The organism is Puia sp. P3, from assembly GCF_050632245.1.
Classification (GTDB): Bacteria; Bacteroidota; Bacteroidia; order Chitinophagales; family Chitinophagaceae; genus Puia.
Genome location: NZ_CP192583.1, coordinates 1,675,098 through 1,689,300 on the forward strand (window position 1 = coordinate 1,675,098; position 14,203 = coordinate 1,689,300).

Below are 14,203 nucleotides of genomic sequence, written 5' to 3' on the forward strand. Positions count from 1 at the left end.
TGGGGAAAGCGCCTAAATCGATATACGAGACTTAGTAAAAGTATTCTGCCCGGCAGGTTGGTCTGCCGTGTTTCTACATAATTGAGGCCGACGGTTTGCGTGAAATTGTTGACCGTATTGAGGATGCCAAAAGCGGAGAAGCGGACCTGCAGGCTGCGGTCGTGCAGGAAGTCCCCTGGAGATGCTGGCGTTCCATAGCGCAACAGACCTGGAAGGCAGGGCGCCCTGGCTGCCGGTAATCTGGAGGCTGTAGTTGGATGCGAGGGTCACGGCGCCGGGGAGTTCCCATGATGCGTCCAGAGAATAGTTCTGCAGCCACGTTTTGGTGTTCTGGTTGGCATAGATCGAATACAGTGCTCCCGTATAGTCAACGCTGCCGAGCGCTTCGATGAAGAGCCTTTCTACGGGGTGGAAGTTCAGTTTCAGATTGGAGCCCCAGCCGAGTCCAGTCGTAATATTTTCCTGACCATTTACAAAGCTGGCGTCTCTGCCATAGCGGACGTGTACGCCGATGCTACTGTTGCCTTTCCGCTGGTCGCCGATTGGGAAGCCGTAGGCGAGGTTCGAGCTGACATGCCAGACGCCGTCCACGTTGACATATTGTATCTGCTGGACGCCGCCGGAGAGGACGGTGGTAGCGGGTGTGATCTGGTGCTGGGAAATGTCGCCCTGCAGCGCGACCTGGAGGTTACGGAAGTTACGGCTGTTAAAGCCGGTATAGTTGGCGCTGAAGCTGTGGGTCAGCTGCTGCAGCAGGTCGGGGTTGCCGATATGGACCAGGAAGGGATTGGTCAGGTCGGGAAGGGGCTGCAGCTGTTAGAATGGTAGGGCTGGTTGTATTGGCGGAGTACTGCAGATTGATGGACTTTCCTTTTTCGGGCGTATAGATCAGGGAGGCGCGGGGATACCAGTTGATCTGGTGCTGTCTGACCGAAGTATTCATTGTAAGATTGTGGTCGTCGAGGTCGCTTAGCTGGAGGGTCATACCCAGCTGATAGCGGTATTTTCCGTCGGTGGCGTTGTATCCCGTACTTAGCCGTTGTATGGTGTTGTAGTTGATGAAATGGTTGGTCGTCACCGTATCGCGGATGTCGTATTTGCCCGAGGCGCTGTCAAAGTCAAAGGACTGTTTGTCAGACCTGCTGGTGGACCTGTTGTACCGATACGTAAAGTCGAGGACGTGCCCGGGTTTGATGGGTTCGGTATACGAGGCGGAGGCGCCGTAGCCGTCGTTTTTGGATAGTTGTCCCGATGTCTGGTCGATGAGCGCGCGCAGCTGCTCTTTGCCCGTGCTGTCGAAATAGTTGACGAGGGAGTAGGTCGCGGCGGGCTGGTCCTGGACGGTCGTGCGCCTGGGAGAGGGTGACGAAGAGGGTTCGTCCCGGCAGGCGCCAGCGGCGGCGGAAATTGAGCGTGTTGTTGAGCGAGTAGCCGTCTGAGTGGTTTTCGTTGTCTCGTATGTCCCCTGGTTGCTGGTCCAGGGGGCGGCGGATTTTTGTGTAGAAATGAGAACGCTGTCCTGCGAGCTGCTGCGGGATGTTTGCGGCGTATAGACCGACCGGAGGTTGACCACCGTAAAGCTGTCGATATTGTATTCGAGGAAGGAGTTGGCGTGGTAGCTCTGGTTCTTGGAGACCGAGCTGCTGTAGCGGTTCTCGAGAAGAGAAGAGTCGGTGAGCAGGGTTTTTCGATGGGTGGAGGTAGCCAGTGCGGTGTGGGTGCCGTTGCTGCCTGCGTTGAGGGTGACGGTGAGTTTTTTGCTTTTGTCGGTGCGGAAGTTCAGCTGGGCATCGTTGAAGGTCTGGAGGCCGCCGCTGCCGGGGCCGTTCTTGTTGTCTTTCCCGGTGAACTGGTTGTTCATGTTATTGAGGTTGCCGGTGGCGAAGATCCAGTTGGAGCCCAGGCTGGTAGCCGTGCCGCCCGCGGAATAGCTGCTGGTGACGCCGCCTTTCCCGTTGCCGCCGCCGGAGCCGGTGCCGGCGTATGCCCTGCCGAAATAGCCTCTTTTTCTATTCTTTTTCAATTTGATGTTCAGTGTCTTCGTACCGGTCGTTTCCCTGACACCGGTGAGGCGGGCTCGTTCGGTCTGTGAATCGAATGCTTCGATCTGGTCGACGATATCGGCGGGCAGGTTTTGTGTGGCGGTGCGGGGGTCGTTGAGGAAGAACTCTTTCCCGTCCAGATAGATCTTGTCGACTTTTTGGCCCTGCATGGTCACGTTGCCATTCTTGTCGATATCGATGCCTGGCAGTTTGCGGAGCAGGTCTTCCACTGTTGAGTTGGGGCGGGTGGGGTAGGCGCCTGCGTTGAAGGCGATCGTGTCGTTCTTTACGATGGCCGGCGGGATGGCTGCGTGAACGACGACTTCCATCAGCGCGGCTGCGGAGTGGTGAAGGCTGATGCGGACGTGCCGGGTGGTGTCTGTCCTGTCGAGCGTCACGGTCAGCGTATCGGGGGAGTAGCCCAGATAGGTGGTGACGATTCGGTAGGTGCCGGCAGTCAGGCTGCCGAATGCAAAATCCTTTTTGCTGCTGCGGGTGCGGCGCAGGATATTGCCGGATGGCATCTGCGCGAGGGTGATGGTTGCGTCTTCGAGGGGCTGGTGTGTGGTGCTGTCTGTTACCGTCCCGTGGATGGACGGGGCGGAACTTTGGGAATAGGTATACTGAGATGCGATCAACAGAGATATAAAGAAGAATAGATAGCGCATAGTGGGTAGGGGGTAAAGGTAGGCGTTACGGATGCAGCCCTTCGGGAAATATGTCGAACGGGGATTATGGAAGGATGAGCTTGCTGAGGAGTGTATAGTCTTCGGGCCGGTCGATGTCCCGGAGGATATGGTCGTGCGGCATGGGGATGAGCAGGTGGTGGGCCTGGTAGTGGCGAACCAGCTGGCGGCAGCCTTCTTTTTCGGGGTGGCTGAGGATCTGTTTGCGGAGGGTGGCGGGGAGGATGACAGGGTTGCCTTTTTCACCCTGGTATTCGGGGATGCCGATGCAGTGAGAGTCGAGGGCGTGGGCTTTTTCCCAGGCTGCCGCCAGCTGCGCGTATTCTGCTGGACTGATCAGGACCATATCGGCGAGGCAGATCATGAATCCGTCGCCATTGGCGTCGCATACGCCTGCCCGGATGGAACTGGTCATCCCTTCACTGTATGCCGGATTGTGTATGAAGCGGAGGGGGAGGTCTTCGAGTGCGCCGGTGATCTTCGGGGCTTCGTAACCGGTGACGACGATAATCTCGCCGATGCCGGCTGCGAGGAGGTTGGCTGCAGTGGCGGCGACGATGGTCCTGTCTTTCCAGGGTAGCAGCAGTTTGTTGTCGTCTCCCATCCGTCGCGATGTGCCGGCTGCGAGGAGGATAGCGGTGAGCATAGGCCTAAGTTACAATATTTTGTTTAGCTTTGGGACCAACCAGAAAGACCGCATATGAAACCTAACGCTGCTATTTTCAGAAATAGCGTTCTCTTACTTCTGACCTTTGTATTTGTCACGCACCACAGTTCACTTGCACAGCAGCAGCAACAGCAGCCCCCATTTTGGAACGAGATCGCGGAATTTAAAAAGAAGGACAGTGTTCAGCATCCTCCGTCGGGGGCGATACTTTTTGTCGGCAGTTCGTCTTTTCGTAAGTGGACGAGCGTGCATACCGATTTCCCGGGCTATACGATCATCAACCGTGGGTTTGGCGGGTCTACGCTGCCCGATGTGATACGCTATGCGGGCGATATCATTTATCCGTATCATCCCAAACAGATCGTGATCTATTGCGGTGACAATGATCTGGCGGATTCGAAAGTTTCGGCGAAGAAGGTATACAAGCGGTTCGTCAAACTCTATGATCTGATCCGTAAACACTTACAGAATGTGGACGTCGTCTATGTATCGATAAAGCCGAGTCCGAGCCGGGAGAAGCTGATGCCTGTGATGGAGGAGACCAACGACCTGATCAGGGATTTTACGGCCACGCACAGCCATGTCGTGTTTGTGGATGTCTACCACCTGATGCTGACGCCGCAGGGTCGTCCGATGGACGATCTGTTCGTTGGGGACAAGCTGCACATGAATGAGAAGGGCTATAAGATATGGCAGAGGGCTTTAACGCCTTATCTGGATAAATGATCGGGTTATGTGAATAAACGGGGCTGAATATTAAGGAATTGTGATTTTCGGCATTAACACTTGGATGAGCGGGTATACTGAATATTTTTGCGGATTAATTAGGCAAGTTATTACCTTTACTTGCGAAAGGAGAGTGAGGCCAGGAGGGTAAACGTAATATGCTAACCGTATGTTCAAGGATACCATGGCGCTACGAAAGAAGATACTTTTCACGATAGGATCTCCGAACCAGACGAGCCAAATGCACCAGATAGCTGCCCAGCTATCTGACTATGACTGCTACTTCAGTCAGCTATACAGCAAACATCCTATCGTTCGTCTCGTGCAGCGCACGGGGCTGCTGGACACTACCATACTAGCGGGGGAGTTTAAACGAAAAGGCGATGCTTATCTCGAGAGGCATCAGCTGCGCAATGATTATGCCCGCGGCATTTACAACAATTCTTACGATCTCGTGTTGATGTGCTCCGATCTGCTGGTGACGGGCGAGCTAAGGAAGATGAAAACGGTCTGGGTCCGAGGAAGGGATGACCGATCCTATCACCAGCTGGGGGAAGATGACGCGCAATCTGGGACTACCCGGTTATTTTGCCAAGAATACGGCTTACAACGGGAGCAGCAATATCTGCGATGTTTACTGTGCCGCGTCCGAGGGTTATAAGGAACAGTTCACTCAGCTTGGTACGGACGCGTCGAAGATCGTCGTAACAGGGATACCCAACTATGACAATGCGGCTGTTTTTCTCAACAATGATTTTCCGCACAGGGACTATGTGCTGGTGGCGACCTCTGATATACGTGAGGCCTTTAATAAGGATGACCGGCCGGCTTTTATCCGGCGCTGCGTGGAGATTGCGGGCAACAGGAAACTGATCTTCAAGCTTCACCCGAACGAGAAGAAAGAGAGGGCTGTGGCGGAGATCAGGTCAATCGCGCCCTCGGCCCATGTTTATACGGAGGGCAACACCGAGCATATGATCGCCAATTGTGAAGAGCTGATAACGCAGTATTCCACGGTGGTCTATATCGGGATCGCCCTGGGGAAAAAAGTGCATTCCTATTTCGATATCGACCAGTTGAAGCGGCTGGCCCCGCTTCAGAACGGGGGGCGTGTCGGCTTCCCGAATTGCGGATGTATGCAGGCAGTATATAGAGTACAAGGGAGAGCCGGGTGGTTTTTCGCCGAGGTTCAGAACACCCAAACTTCAAATCGCATAAATGAATACAACAGAAAGAAAGATCGTTACGGTCGTCCAGGTGAGAAGAGGTTCTTCGCGTCTGCCGGACAAGGTGTTTCGTCCTTTGTCAGGAAAGTCTCTGTTCGTGAGGCAGGTCGAGCGTATACTGCAGTCGAAGTTGTGCGGGCAGGTAGTAGTTGCGACGACGACGAATGCGGCGGACGATCTGGTATGGGAGGTTTGTCAGCAGGAAGGCCTGGAGTGTTTTCGCGGGCATGATCAGGACCTGCTGGACAGGCACTATCAGGCGGCGTTGAAATACGGGGCGGATACGGTCATCAAGATACCGGGCGACTGTCCGCTGATCGATCCGGCAGTTATCGACCAGGTGATCGCTTTCTATCTGGAGAATGCGGATAAGTATGACTTTGTAAGCAATCTTCATCCGGCGACTTTTCCGGACGGGAACGACGTGGAAATAATGTCTCTGGGCGTGATGGAGGAGGCGTGGAAGTATGCGGGCCGGGCCTTTGAGCGGGAGCATACGACTCCTTATATCTGGGAGCGGCCTGAGCGTTACAGCATCGGCAATGTGGTCATGGACGGCGGCCTGGACTATTCCATGACACACCGGCTGACGATCGACTATGAAGAAGACTATCAGTTCATAAAGGCGGTCTGGGAAGAGCTTTATCCTGTCAACCCTTTATTCGGTGTGAACGATATTCTGGCATTACTGGAAAGAAGACCGGAGATCTACAATATCAACCGGTCGCTCGCCGGCGTCAACTGGTACCGCAATCATCTGGGTGAAGCTGGAAGACGGTGGATGGGGAGCAGACGCGGTTTGCCGCGGGTGATGTCAAAACGGATACGGGTGCGTTGAGCGCGATTGCGCTCAAGGTGAGAGAACACATCATCCGGATGACGGCGGGTGGCGGATGTTTTATCGGCGCTTCGCTGTCCTGTGTCGAGCTGATGGTCTATTTATATTCGAGCCATCTTCGCCGGGGCAGTGGGCCGGCCGATCCTCAGCGGGATTATCTTTTCCTGTCGAAGGGGCATGACGTACCGGCGCTGTACGGGACTTTTGCAGAGATGGGTATGCTCGATGCAGGGCGGCTATCCAACCATCTTTCGACGTCCGACAGCATTTACTGGCATCCCAACAGAAATATTCCGGGTGTGGAGTTTCACTCCGGTTCGCTGGGTCATTTACCTGCTGTTGCGGCCGGTGTGGCGCTGGACTGCAAATTGCGCGGAGCCGACAACCGGATAGTTGTGATCACCGGTGATGGTGAGCTGAACGAGGGCAGCGTATGGGAGACCCTGCTGGTGGCCAGCGCCTACCAGCTGGACAATCTGACGATCGTGGTCGACCGCAATCAATTCCAGGCGAATATCCGGACGGAAGACCTTATTCCGCTGGAGCCGCTGGAGGATAAATTCAGGGCATTCGGGTGCAGCGTGCAGCGGGTAGACGGACACAGTTTTGCCCGTCTGCAGGAGGCGTTCGCTGCCGGACAGTCCGGAAAGGTAAATGTTATCATTGCCGATACGGTGAGGGGCAAGGGATTGCCCAGTATCGAGGCCAGTGGCGGACAGGTGGTTCTGCGCTTTCTCCGAGGGGAGATCCGCGCAGCTGCTGGAAGAGCTGCATGGTAACGCGGAGGCATCCATTGAATCAGAAACATTGGTAGTACGTTAAAACCCCAATATGACTTACGAAGAATTACTGACAGAGACGGCGTTGAAAGACGAACGGTTTATAGTAATGACGGCGGAGAACCGTGCGCTGGTGCGCAATATGCCCAAGGTTTTGGGACATCGATTCGTGGATACGGGGATTACAGAGCAGACGATGGTCGGCATGGCTGCCGGACTTGCACTTCGCGGACGGATTCCGGTTATTCATGCTCTGGCCCCCTTTCTTACCATGCGGGCATTTGAGTTCATCCGTACGGACGTCGGTATTGCGCGTCTTCCGGTGAAGCTCAGCGGTTTTATTCCCGGTTTTTTGTCGGATGGCAACGGACCTACGCATCAGGCTATCGAGGACGTATCCATTTTGCGGGGTATCCCCGGTATGGAAGTCTACTGTCCGGCGGACGAAGACGATCTGGTAAAGATGCTGCCCGAGGTATGGTCGTCTCCGGCGCCTGCCTATGTGCGGATCAATCATAAGAAGGGCAGCTACGAGCACGAAGCCTATACGCCGGGAAAGGCCGAGGTGATCGGTGAGGGCTCTGATATTACGCTGCTCGTCTATGGGTTCCTGTTCGAGAATGCACTGAAGACGAAGGAACTGCTGGAAAAGCAGGGGCTTTCGGTAGGTCTGGTGAATATGCGGAGTCTCAAGCCTGTGGATGAGGACGCGATCGTTCGCGCTGCCGGGAATTCGAAGCGCATTGTGACGATAGAGGATCATTTCAGGACCGGCGGCCTTTATTCCATCGTGGCCGAAGTGCTGCTGGGGCGTCGCATGACGGCGGACGTGCAGGCGCTGTCGCTTGGCGAGCGCTGGTTCAAAGCCGGTACGCTGAATCAGGTGCTGGAGACGGAAGGATTTACTCCCGAAAAAATGGCTGATAAAATAATCACATATGCCCAATAAGGTAACATTCAACGAGAACTATCCTGACATAACGGAATCGAATAAATTATATGAAAGAGCCCGGCCTATCATGACGCCGGTGACGCAGACTATGGCGAAGGGGCCGGGACAGTATATTAATGGCGTGGCGCCGAAGTACCTGAAGAAGGGAAAGGGGGCCAGTGGTGTGGGATGTGGACGGCAACGAATATCTCGACTATAATGCGGCGATAGGGCCGCTGTCCCCTGGGTTATGCGTATCCCCGGGTCGATGCCGCTATTGTCGAACAGCTGAAAGATGGTATCACTTTCTCGCAGATGCACGAGCTGGAACTGGAACTGGCAGAGCTGGTACATAAAGTCATTCCGAATGCGGAGTCCATCCGAATCAGCAAGACCGGCGCCGATGTGACGAGTGCCGCGGTTCGTGTAGCCCGGGCTTTTACGGGTCGCAATAAGGTGTTGTGCTGCGGCTATCATGGATGGCATGACTGGTATATTGGTGTTACGAGCCGCGCTCAGGGGATACCGGAGGCGGTGAAAGAACTGAGTGGAACGTTTGAATACAACGATATCAATTCCGTACAGGACGCGCTGGATGAGGATGTGGCCTGTGTGATCCTGGAGCCGTTCGTGTTCGAGGCGCCGAAGAATAATTTTCTTCAGGAGCTGAAAGATCTGTGCGCGGCCAATGGGACGCTGCTGATCTTCGACGAGATGTGGACCGGTTTCCGGATCGCGATAGGGGGAGCCCAGTGAATATTTTGGCGTGGTGCCCGACCTGGCCTGTTATTCGAAGGCCTGCGCCAACGGGATGCCGATCGCGCTGCTGACGGGGCGTCGGGATGTGATGTCCCTGTTCGAAGGAGACGTGTTCTTCTATACGACATTTGGCGGAGAGGCATTGTCTCTGGCTGCTGCTATAGCGACGATACAGGAGCTGATCGAGAAGGATGTCCCGGCTTATCTGGCCGAGAAGGGGAAGAAGCTGAAGGAAGGTTATAATGCGCTGGCGGCCGAGCTGGGTATCAGCGGATATACAAAATGTACGGGATATGACTGCCGGTCGATGGTGAGTTTCGACGCCAGCGCGGGCAATCCGCTGGAGCTGAAATCTTATGTGCAGCAGGAAATGATCAAGCGCGGTATTCTGTGGAGTGGATTTCACAACATGATGTATAGTCATACGGATGAAGACGTGGAATATACGCTGAAGGCTTACCGCGAGGTGCTGGGGCTTTTGAAGGCTGCGGTGGAGGCTAAGGATGTGACCGGGCGGTTGAAGGGTAAGCCCGTGGAAGCGGTATTCCGTAAGGTGAGCAATTTTAATATGAAACCCGCTAAGGCCCGGTAGGACCTTGTCGGAAGGACAATCATTAGCGTACGAAAGCGTAAAAGTATGGATCTATTTAGCCTGGACGGAAAGGTTGCGATTGTGACCGGCGCCTGCGGATTGATAGGGACGCATCACTGTGAGGCGTTGGCGGAAGCGGGTGCGAGGGTTGTTGTAGCTGATCTGAATGAAGATGCCTGTAGCGCGGTAGCGGCGCGTCTGGAGGAAGGGCATCTGGGAGTCGGTATGGACGTGACGAGCAGGGAATCGCTGGAGGCGGCAAAGCGCAGGATACTCGGGGCCTTCGGGCGGATCGATATACTGGTGAACAATGCGGCGATCAATGACATGTTTGAGAACCCGCTGCTTGCGGGGCAGCAGTCGATGTTCGAGCACTACCCACTGGAGATGTGGGACAGGTCCTGGAAGGTGAATGTAAGCGGCGTCTTTCTTTGTTCGCAGGTGCTGGGCGGTGTGATGGCTGATCAGGGTGGGGGGAGCATTATCAATATCGCTTCCACGTATGGGATCGTGGCGCCGGACCAGAGCATCTATAGGAATGCGGCGGGGGAGCAAACCTTTTACAAGTCTCCGTCTTATCCTGTAACCAAGTCGGCGGTGATCGGTTTTACGAAGTTCCTGGCTTCCTACTGGGGGCCAAAGAAAGTAAGGGTAAATACGCTTTCGCCGGGAGGGGTGGAGAATAGCCAGGACGTATTTTTTAAGAACAACTATTCGAAAAAAACTTTGTTGGGCAGGATGGCCACGGCCTCCGACTATAAGGGGGCAATTGTTTTCTTGGCCAGTGAAGCTTCGGCGTATATGACGGGAGCCAATCTGGTGGTGGATGGGGGTGGACCGCTATTTAAATCGGAGGCCCCGGCCTCGTCCGAAGGACAATAATTAGACAACATGAAAGAAAAGGCTGGAAAAATAAAATTGCTTTTGACCGATGTGGATGGGGTATTGACGGATAATGGTGTCTTTTATGGCGAGAGCGGGAGGTGCTGAAACGGTTTTCCATCCGGGATGGGATGGGCGTCGAGCGGCTGAGGAAGCTGGCGGGTATCGAGACGGGTATAATCACCGGCGAGCTGTCGCCTTCGGTGGCCCGGCGTGCGGAGAAGCTGCATATCAGCGAACTGCATCTCGGTGTAAAGGATAAAGCTGGGCAGACTTACGGCAATCATGGAGCGGCTGGGGATCGGCTGGGAGGAGATCGCGTATATCGGGGACGACGTGAATGATCTGGAGGTCATGGAAAGGGCGGGGCTTAGCGCCTGTCCGGCGGACGCGATGTCCCAGGTCAGCGGTATCGTACATTACCACTGTGCGGAGAAGGGCGGGTACGGCGCTTTTCGCGAATTTGCAGAGTGGCTGATAACACAAAAAAACAATACTGTATGAATACGAGTAAGTCGTTCCAGGTTAGTTCAAAAAGGACTATCGGGGCCGGACACCCCGTCTATATTATTGCCGAGATTGGCATTAATCACAACGGTTCGATGGACATCGCCAAAAAGCTGATCGATGAGGCCGTACTGGCTGGCTGCGATGCCGTCAAATTTCAAAAGAGGACGCCGGAATTGTGTACTCCGAAGGACCAGTGGCATCTGGAAAGGGATACCCTGGGGGCGGATGACTTATATCAACTACCGTAAGATGATCGAGCTGGGTTATGACGAATATTCCCGGATCGACGCCTATTGTAATGAAAAGGCATCGACTGGTTCGTCTCCTGCTGGGACGAGGCTTCAGTCGATTTTATGGAGCAGTTCAACCCGGGCGTATATAAGTTCGCGTCCGCGTCGCTGACGGACCATGCGCTGATCGAGAAGGTGAAGCAGACGGGCAGGCCCTATATCCTTTCGACGGGGATGTCCACGATGGGGCAGATCAGGGAGGCGGTCGACAAATTTGGTACCGATAGTCTTATGATCGCGCACAGTACTTCGGCTTATCCCTGTCCTCCGCAGGAGCTGAATCTGAAGATGATCGATACTTTGTCCAAACTTTATCCCGGGACGCCGATCGGCTATTCCGGTCACGAGACGGGGCTGGCTACTACGGTAGCGGCGGTAGCCATGGGCGCCTGTTTTGTCGAAAGGCATTTCACGCTGGACCGCGCGATGTGGGGTTCAGATCATGCGGCGTCGGTCGAGCCCCAGGGCATGCAGAAACTGGTGCGGGATATCCGGGACGTGGAGCTTGCGCTGGGTGACGGGATCAAGAGAGTATATGACAGCGAAGCTGGGCGCGATGAAAAGGCTGCGGAGGACGCAGAATACCGCGACGGCCGAAAACTAATTCAATGGGAACGATCGTCTATTATACGACCAGTATCCTGGTATTGAGCGTATTTGTGTTTATTTACCTGGAGCGGAAGTATCCGTATACTGCGGGCATACCCATCCTCCGCGATGGATTTTGGGTGGACCTGATCTGGTATACTTTTATTCAGAGTTATTTCCTGAAAATCCTGATCTTCGACTATATCATCGAACCGATGAGAAGGGGCTGGCACCTGCAGTCGATGCACTGGCTGGATCACTGGCCGATCGCACTGCAGGTGCTGCTATTTCTGGTCATACACGATTTTTATATTTACTGGTTTCACCGGGCGCAGCACCATTCCAAATTGTTGTGGAAGACGCATGAGGCGCACCATTCGAACAAGGAAGCTGGACTGGCTGGCGGGGACGCGCTCGCACTCGCTGGAGATCCTGATCAATCAAACGATCGAATTTGCGCCGATCATACTGCTGCTGGGCCCAAATTCTCCTGTAGTCGCCATCAAGGCGCTGATCGACGCCGTTTGGGGGATGTGGATCCATTCCAATATCGACGTGAAGTCGGGGAAGCTGCAGTACGTCATCAACGGTCCGGAGATGCACCAGCGGCATCATGCGAATGACCGGGCGGTGTTCTATGCCAATTATTCGACGAAATTCGCCATCTGGGACTGGCTGTTCGGTACGGCCTATCTGCCGGGGAGGAAGAAGCCGGCGGAGTTCGGGCTTTATTATGACTATCCGAAAGATTATTTCCTGCAACATCTTTTTGCCGTTAAAAAGCTGGATGAGCAGCAGCTGATGCGAAAGTATTCGTGGTTCAGGGTCTATTATTTCTCGCGGCTGCGGGTGACGAACTGGATCTCGGCGCGTCTGGGGCTCAGAAAGATCGATGGACTGGTGCCGAAGGAGGGGCAGCCCGGGACGCCGGTGAAGGAGAGACCCGTGGTCGAATCCGTCGAGAACTAAAAATTCTTAATTTTAAGCATGGCATGGCTCTATCTGGTGATTGCGTCTCTGTTCGAGATCGCCTGGACTTTCTCTCTCAAGTTTATGAGTGTTAAGAAACTGAGGGCGATCCAGTGGAAGGGTTATTTTACGCATTCGGCGAACTGGCTGGTGCTGGCGCCTTTTGCGGGGTATATCGTTTTCGGGGTTTGCAATATCATTTTCTTTTCGATGGCGATGAAGGAGATCCCTGCATCGACCGCGCTGGCGGTGTGGATGGGGACGGCGCTGGTTGGCGTGAAGCTGGTGGAGTTGTTCTTTTTTAAGGGGAATTTCGATATGATGCAGTTTGTGTATATGGCTCTTATATTAATAGGCATAGTGGGGTTGAAGAGAAACCCCTAAAACGCCTCGCGGAGCTGCACAGTGAAAGCGTTGGAATGCTTCCCAACGCCGTAGTCCACACGTAAATTTAGTTTTTCTTCCTTGCCGAGGGCAATCGGGCTCCGCCGCCGTCGGCGCCGCCGGGCTCTTCGAGTTTGCGGAAGGGTGTATTTCCGTCGGTGAAGCCAGCGAGCCCTGGAAGGCGAGGACGGAGGTGGGATGGGGCCGATGCCCGATGTACTGCCGCCCCCAGAAATTGTCGGGATAGTAGCTATAGGAAGCCTGGAATCGGGCGATATGGTCTTCGTGGGGGAAGAAGATGGTTGAGCTGAGTACGAGGATCAGCTGTTTGCGCAGGGTATAGAGGCCCAGCAGATTGACGTCCGACGTGCGGATGGAGCTGTCCTTTTTTTGTGCTTTGAAGAAATGGGCTACGATGCCGCCGAAGCCCCAGTCTGTTCGTCCGGAAAGCAGATCCGGAGCAAAAATAGGACCCCCTGATGGACAAAAATCATTTTTTGGAAAACCAGTCCCAATATGGGACGTCCGGCACGCCTTTATGCCAAAATTAATAGTTGATAATCAAAGAGTTGGTAGTTGGTATGCCAATTGTCTTATACCTAACGTCCGCAGCGATAGAGAAACACACGGCGACGGACAAACAAATTCAATCTTTACCCAAACGTTATAACTATGACAACTTCAACTGCACAGAAATTAGAGCAAGCGACCTTGAAGAGTAAGATCATGGAGTTACAGAGCGCGCTGTTTTTCACCGAGAGCCTGTCGATCATTAAGCTTCCGACGCATGTGATCTCTGATGTAGTTGTTGATGAAGCGGGTGATATCTGGTTTGTGATCCCGAAGCCGGCGATGCATATCGACGCCTATGAAATGGAGATGCCTGCAAAGCTGGACTTCTTCAAGAAGGGGATGGATTTCTTTGTAAAGGCGAGGGGTACGGCTTACCTGCTGACGAATACAGAGGTAGACGGTATTCCTGAGGAGATGAAGGAAAGGATGCAGGATGAGCAGGTGATTGGGGTGAAGGTAGTTGTTGCAAATTCCGATCTGGTGGATAATACACCGAAGCCTTCTCAGAATTGGCTGCAGGCCAGCAGGTCGCAGCTTGTCGAGCTGGTTCTTCTAAGACTTTGATGTTGGAACCGAAAATCTAGCATACTGCGCGTGTTACATATAGGAAGCTGAGTCCGCGACTTGTTCGCGGATTTCAGTTTTTATAGGGGTCTGTTTACGCGGGTTGCCCGCAGAGCTAAAGGTTTTATCCCGTGGCGGCGATCCTAAAAAGAAAAAAGGCCCACTGTAGAAACAGTCGACCTCTAACGATTGCTTGC

General features: G+C 54.0%; 19 protein-coding genes and 1 pseudogene. 17 read left to right on the plus strand and 3 right to left on the minus strand.

The features are described 5' to 3' along the window. Nucleotides 1-12 precede the first annotated feature (12 nt). From ACQ86N_RS10070 to ACQ86N_RS10080, 3 genes are all read right to left on the minus strand, one after another. Nucleotides 13-813, minus strand: coding sequence for an outer membrane beta-barrel protein (locus ACQ86N_RS10070; RefSeq protein ID WP_431217345.1), 801 nt, complete (start codon nucleotides 811-813; stop codon nucleotides 13-15). Further along, a complete protein-coding gene (locus ACQ86N_RS10075; protein ID WP_431215037.1) occupies nucleotides 707-2,710 on the minus strand; it encodes an outer membrane beta-barrel protein in 2,004 nt (667 codons plus the stop codon). Before ACQ86N_RS10075 ends, ACQ86N_RS10070 begins: the two co-directional genes overlap by 107 nt. Nucleotides 2,711-2,774: 64 nt before the next feature. Then, nucleotides 2,775-3,374, minus strand: coding sequence for a nucleotidyltransferase family protein (locus tag ACQ86N_RS10080; protein ID WP_431215038.1), 600 nt, complete (start codon nucleotides 3,372-3,374; stop codon nucleotides 2,775-2,777). A gap of 54 nt (nucleotides 3,375-3,428) precedes the next feature. Between ACQ86N_RS10080 and ACQ86N_RS10085 the strand changes: the two genes are divergently transcribed. From ACQ86N_RS10085 to ACQ86N_RS10165, 17 genes and pseudogenes are all read left to right on the plus strand, one after another. After that, nucleotides 3,429-4,121, plus strand: coding sequence for a GDSL-type esterase/lipase family protein (locus tag ACQ86N_RS10085; RefSeq protein WP_431215039.1), 693 nt, complete (start codon nucleotides 3,429-3,431; stop codon nucleotides 4,119-4,121). A gap of 169 nt (nucleotides 4,122-4,290) precedes the next feature. Then, the gene (locus tag ACQ86N_RS10090; protein WP_431215040.1) at nucleotides 4,291-4,782 is read left to right on the plus strand and encodes a hypothetical protein; all 492 of its coding nucleotides are present in this window, start codon (nucleotides 4,291-4,293) and stop codon (nucleotides 4,780-4,782) included. Between the two features lie 557 nt (nucleotides 4,783-5,339). Further along, complete coding sequence (locus tag ACQ86N_RS10095) at nucleotides 5,340-6,185, plus strand: cytidylyltransferase domain-containing protein (RefSeq protein ID WP_431215041.1); 846 nt, start codon at nucleotides 5,340-5,342, stop codon at nucleotides 6,183-6,185. Further along, a complete protein-coding gene (locus tag ACQ86N_RS10100) occupies nucleotides 6,125-6,964 on the plus strand; it encodes a transketolase (protein ID WP_431215042.1) in 840 nt (279 codons plus the stop codon). Before ACQ86N_RS10095 ends, ACQ86N_RS10100 begins: the two co-directional genes overlap by 61 nt. A 52-nt stretch (nucleotides 6,965-7,016) precedes the next feature. After that, the gene (locus ACQ86N_RS10105; RefSeq protein WP_431215043.1) at nucleotides 7,017-7,913 is read left to right on the plus strand and encodes a transketolase family protein; all 897 of its coding nucleotides are present in this window, start codon (nucleotides 7,017-7,019) and stop codon (nucleotides 7,911-7,913) included. Next, complete coding sequence (locus tag ACQ86N_RS10110; protein ID WP_431215044.1) at nucleotides 7,903-8,115, plus strand: hypothetical protein; 213 nt, start codon at nucleotides 7,903-7,905, stop codon at nucleotides 8,113-8,115. Before ACQ86N_RS10105 ends, ACQ86N_RS10110 begins: the two co-directional genes overlap by 11 nt. 23 nt (nucleotides 8,116-8,138) lie before the next feature. Beyond that, on the plus strand, nucleotides 8,139-8,651 hold the full coding sequence (locus ACQ86N_RS10115) for an aminotransferase class III-fold pyridoxal phosphate-dependent enzyme (protein ID WP_431217346.1): 513 nt from the start codon (nucleotides 8,139-8,141) through the stop codon (nucleotides 8,649-8,651). A gap of 10 nt (nucleotides 8,652-8,661) precedes the next feature. Beyond that, nucleotides 8,662-9,246, plus strand: a complete 585-nt coding sequence (locus ACQ86N_RS10120) for an aminotransferase class III-fold pyridoxal phosphate-dependent enzyme (protein WP_431215045.1) — start codon at nucleotides 8,662-8,664, stop codon at nucleotides 9,244-9,246. A gap of 45 nt (nucleotides 9,247-9,291) precedes the next feature. Further along, complete coding sequence (locus tag ACQ86N_RS10125) at nucleotides 9,292-10,128, plus strand: SDR family oxidoreductase (protein ID WP_431215046.1); 837 nt, start codon at nucleotides 9,292-9,294, stop codon at nucleotides 10,126-10,128. 101 nt (nucleotides 10,129-10,229) lie between these two features. Beyond that, nucleotides 10,230-10,472, plus strand: a complete 243-nt coding sequence (locus tag ACQ86N_RS10130) for a hypothetical protein (RefSeq protein ID WP_431215047.1) — start codon at nucleotides 10,230-10,232, stop codon at nucleotides 10,470-10,472. Next, a complete protein-coding gene (locus ACQ86N_RS10135; RefSeq protein ID WP_431215048.1) occupies nucleotides 10,414-10,632 on the plus strand; it encodes an HAD hydrolase family protein in 219 nt (72 codons plus the stop codon). The genes ACQ86N_RS10130 and ACQ86N_RS10135 overlap by 59 nt, the downstream gene beginning before the upstream one ends. Continuing rightward, nucleotides 10,629-10,886, plus strand: coding sequence for a hypothetical protein (locus ACQ86N_RS10140; RefSeq protein ID WP_431215049.1), 258 nt, complete (start codon nucleotides 10,629-10,631; stop codon nucleotides 10,884-10,886). The genes ACQ86N_RS10135 and ACQ86N_RS10140 overlap by 4 nt, the downstream gene beginning before the upstream one ends. 60 nt (nucleotides 10,887-10,946) lie before the next feature. Next, nucleotides 10,947-11,579, plus strand: coding sequence for an N-acetylneuraminate synthase family protein (locus tag ACQ86N_RS10145; protein ID WP_431217347.1), 633 nt, complete (start codon nucleotides 10,947-10,949; stop codon nucleotides 11,577-11,579). 179 nt (nucleotides 11,580-11,758) lie between these two features. Beyond that, nucleotides 11,759-11,851, plus strand: a pseudogene (locus tag ACQ86N_RS10150) (hypothetical protein); the annotation flags it as partial. A gap of 28 nt (nucleotides 11,852-11,879) precedes the next feature. After that, nucleotides 11,880-12,485: a sterol desaturase family protein gene (locus ACQ86N_RS10155; protein WP_431215050.1), complete on the plus strand. Its 606-nt coding sequence runs from the start codon at nucleotides 11,880-11,882 to the stop codon at nucleotides 12,483-12,485. An 18-nt stretch (nucleotides 12,486-12,503) separates the two neighbouring features. Further along, entirely contained in the window at nucleotides 12,504-12,869 is a 366-nt protein-coding gene (locus tag ACQ86N_RS10160; RefSeq protein ID WP_431215051.1) for a DMT family transporter, read from the plus strand. 726 nt (nucleotides 12,870-13,595) lie between these two features. Next, nucleotides 13,596-14,006: a hypothetical protein gene (locus ACQ86N_RS10165; RefSeq protein WP_431215052.1), complete on the plus strand. Its 411-nt coding sequence runs from the start codon at nucleotides 13,596-13,598 to the stop codon at nucleotides 14,004-14,006. Nucleotides 14,007-14,203 lie beyond the last annotated feature (197 nt).

Excerpts from the sequence above, each read along its gene's own strand:
- ACQ86N_RS10085 (WP_431215039.1), top strand. The coding sequence starts at position 3,429 with ATGAAACCTAACGCTGCTATTTTCAGAAATAGCGTTCTCTTACTTCTG.
- ACQ86N_RS10165 (WP_431215052.1), top strand. The coding sequence starts at position 13,596 with ATGGAGTTACAGAGCGCGCTGTTTTTCACCGAGAGCCTGTCGATCATT.
- ACQ86N_RS10090 (WP_431215040.1), top strand. The coding sequence starts at position 4,291 with ATGTTCAAGGATACCATGGCGCTACGAAAGAAGATACTTTTCACGATA.
- ACQ86N_RS10110 (WP_431215044.1), top strand. The coding sequence starts at position 7,903 with ATGCCCAATAAGGTAACATTCAACGAGAACTATCCTGACATAACGGAA.
- ACQ86N_RS10075 (WP_431215037.1), bottom strand. The coding sequence starts at position 2,710 with ATGCGCTATCTATTCTTCTTTATATCTCTGTTGATCGCATCTCAGTAT.
- ACQ86N_RS10135 (WP_431215048.1), top strand. The coding sequence starts at position 10,414 with ATGGAGCGGCTGGGGATCGGCTGGGAGGAGATCGCGTATATCGGGGAC.
- ACQ86N_RS10160 (WP_431215051.1), top strand. The coding sequence starts at position 12,504 with ATGGCATGGCTCTATCTGGTGATTGCGTCTCTGTTCGAGATCGCCTGG.
- ACQ86N_RS10105 (WP_431215043.1), top strand. The coding sequence starts at position 7,017 with ATGACTTACGAAGAATTACTGACAGAGACGGCGTTGAAAGACGAACGG.
- ACQ86N_RS10155 (WP_431215050.1), top strand. The coding sequence starts at position 11,880 with ATGAGGCGCACCATTCGAACAAGGAAGCTGGACTGGCTGGCGGGGACG.
- ACQ86N_RS10125 (WP_431215046.1), top strand. The coding sequence starts at position 9,292 with ATGGATCTATTTAGCCTGGACGGAAAGGTTGCGATTGTGACCGGCGCC.
- ACQ86N_RS10095 (WP_431215041.1), top strand. The coding sequence starts at position 5,340 with ATGAATACAACAGAAAGAAAGATCGTTACGGTCGTCCAGGTGAGAAGA.
- ACQ86N_RS10140 (WP_431215049.1), top strand. The coding sequence starts at position 10,629 with ATGAATACGAGTAAGTCGTTCCAGGTTAGTTCAAAAAGGACTATCGGG.
- ACQ86N_RS10080 (WP_431215038.1), bottom strand. The coding sequence starts at position 3,374 with ATGCTCACCGCTATCCTCCTCGCAGCCGGCACATCGCGACGGATGGGA.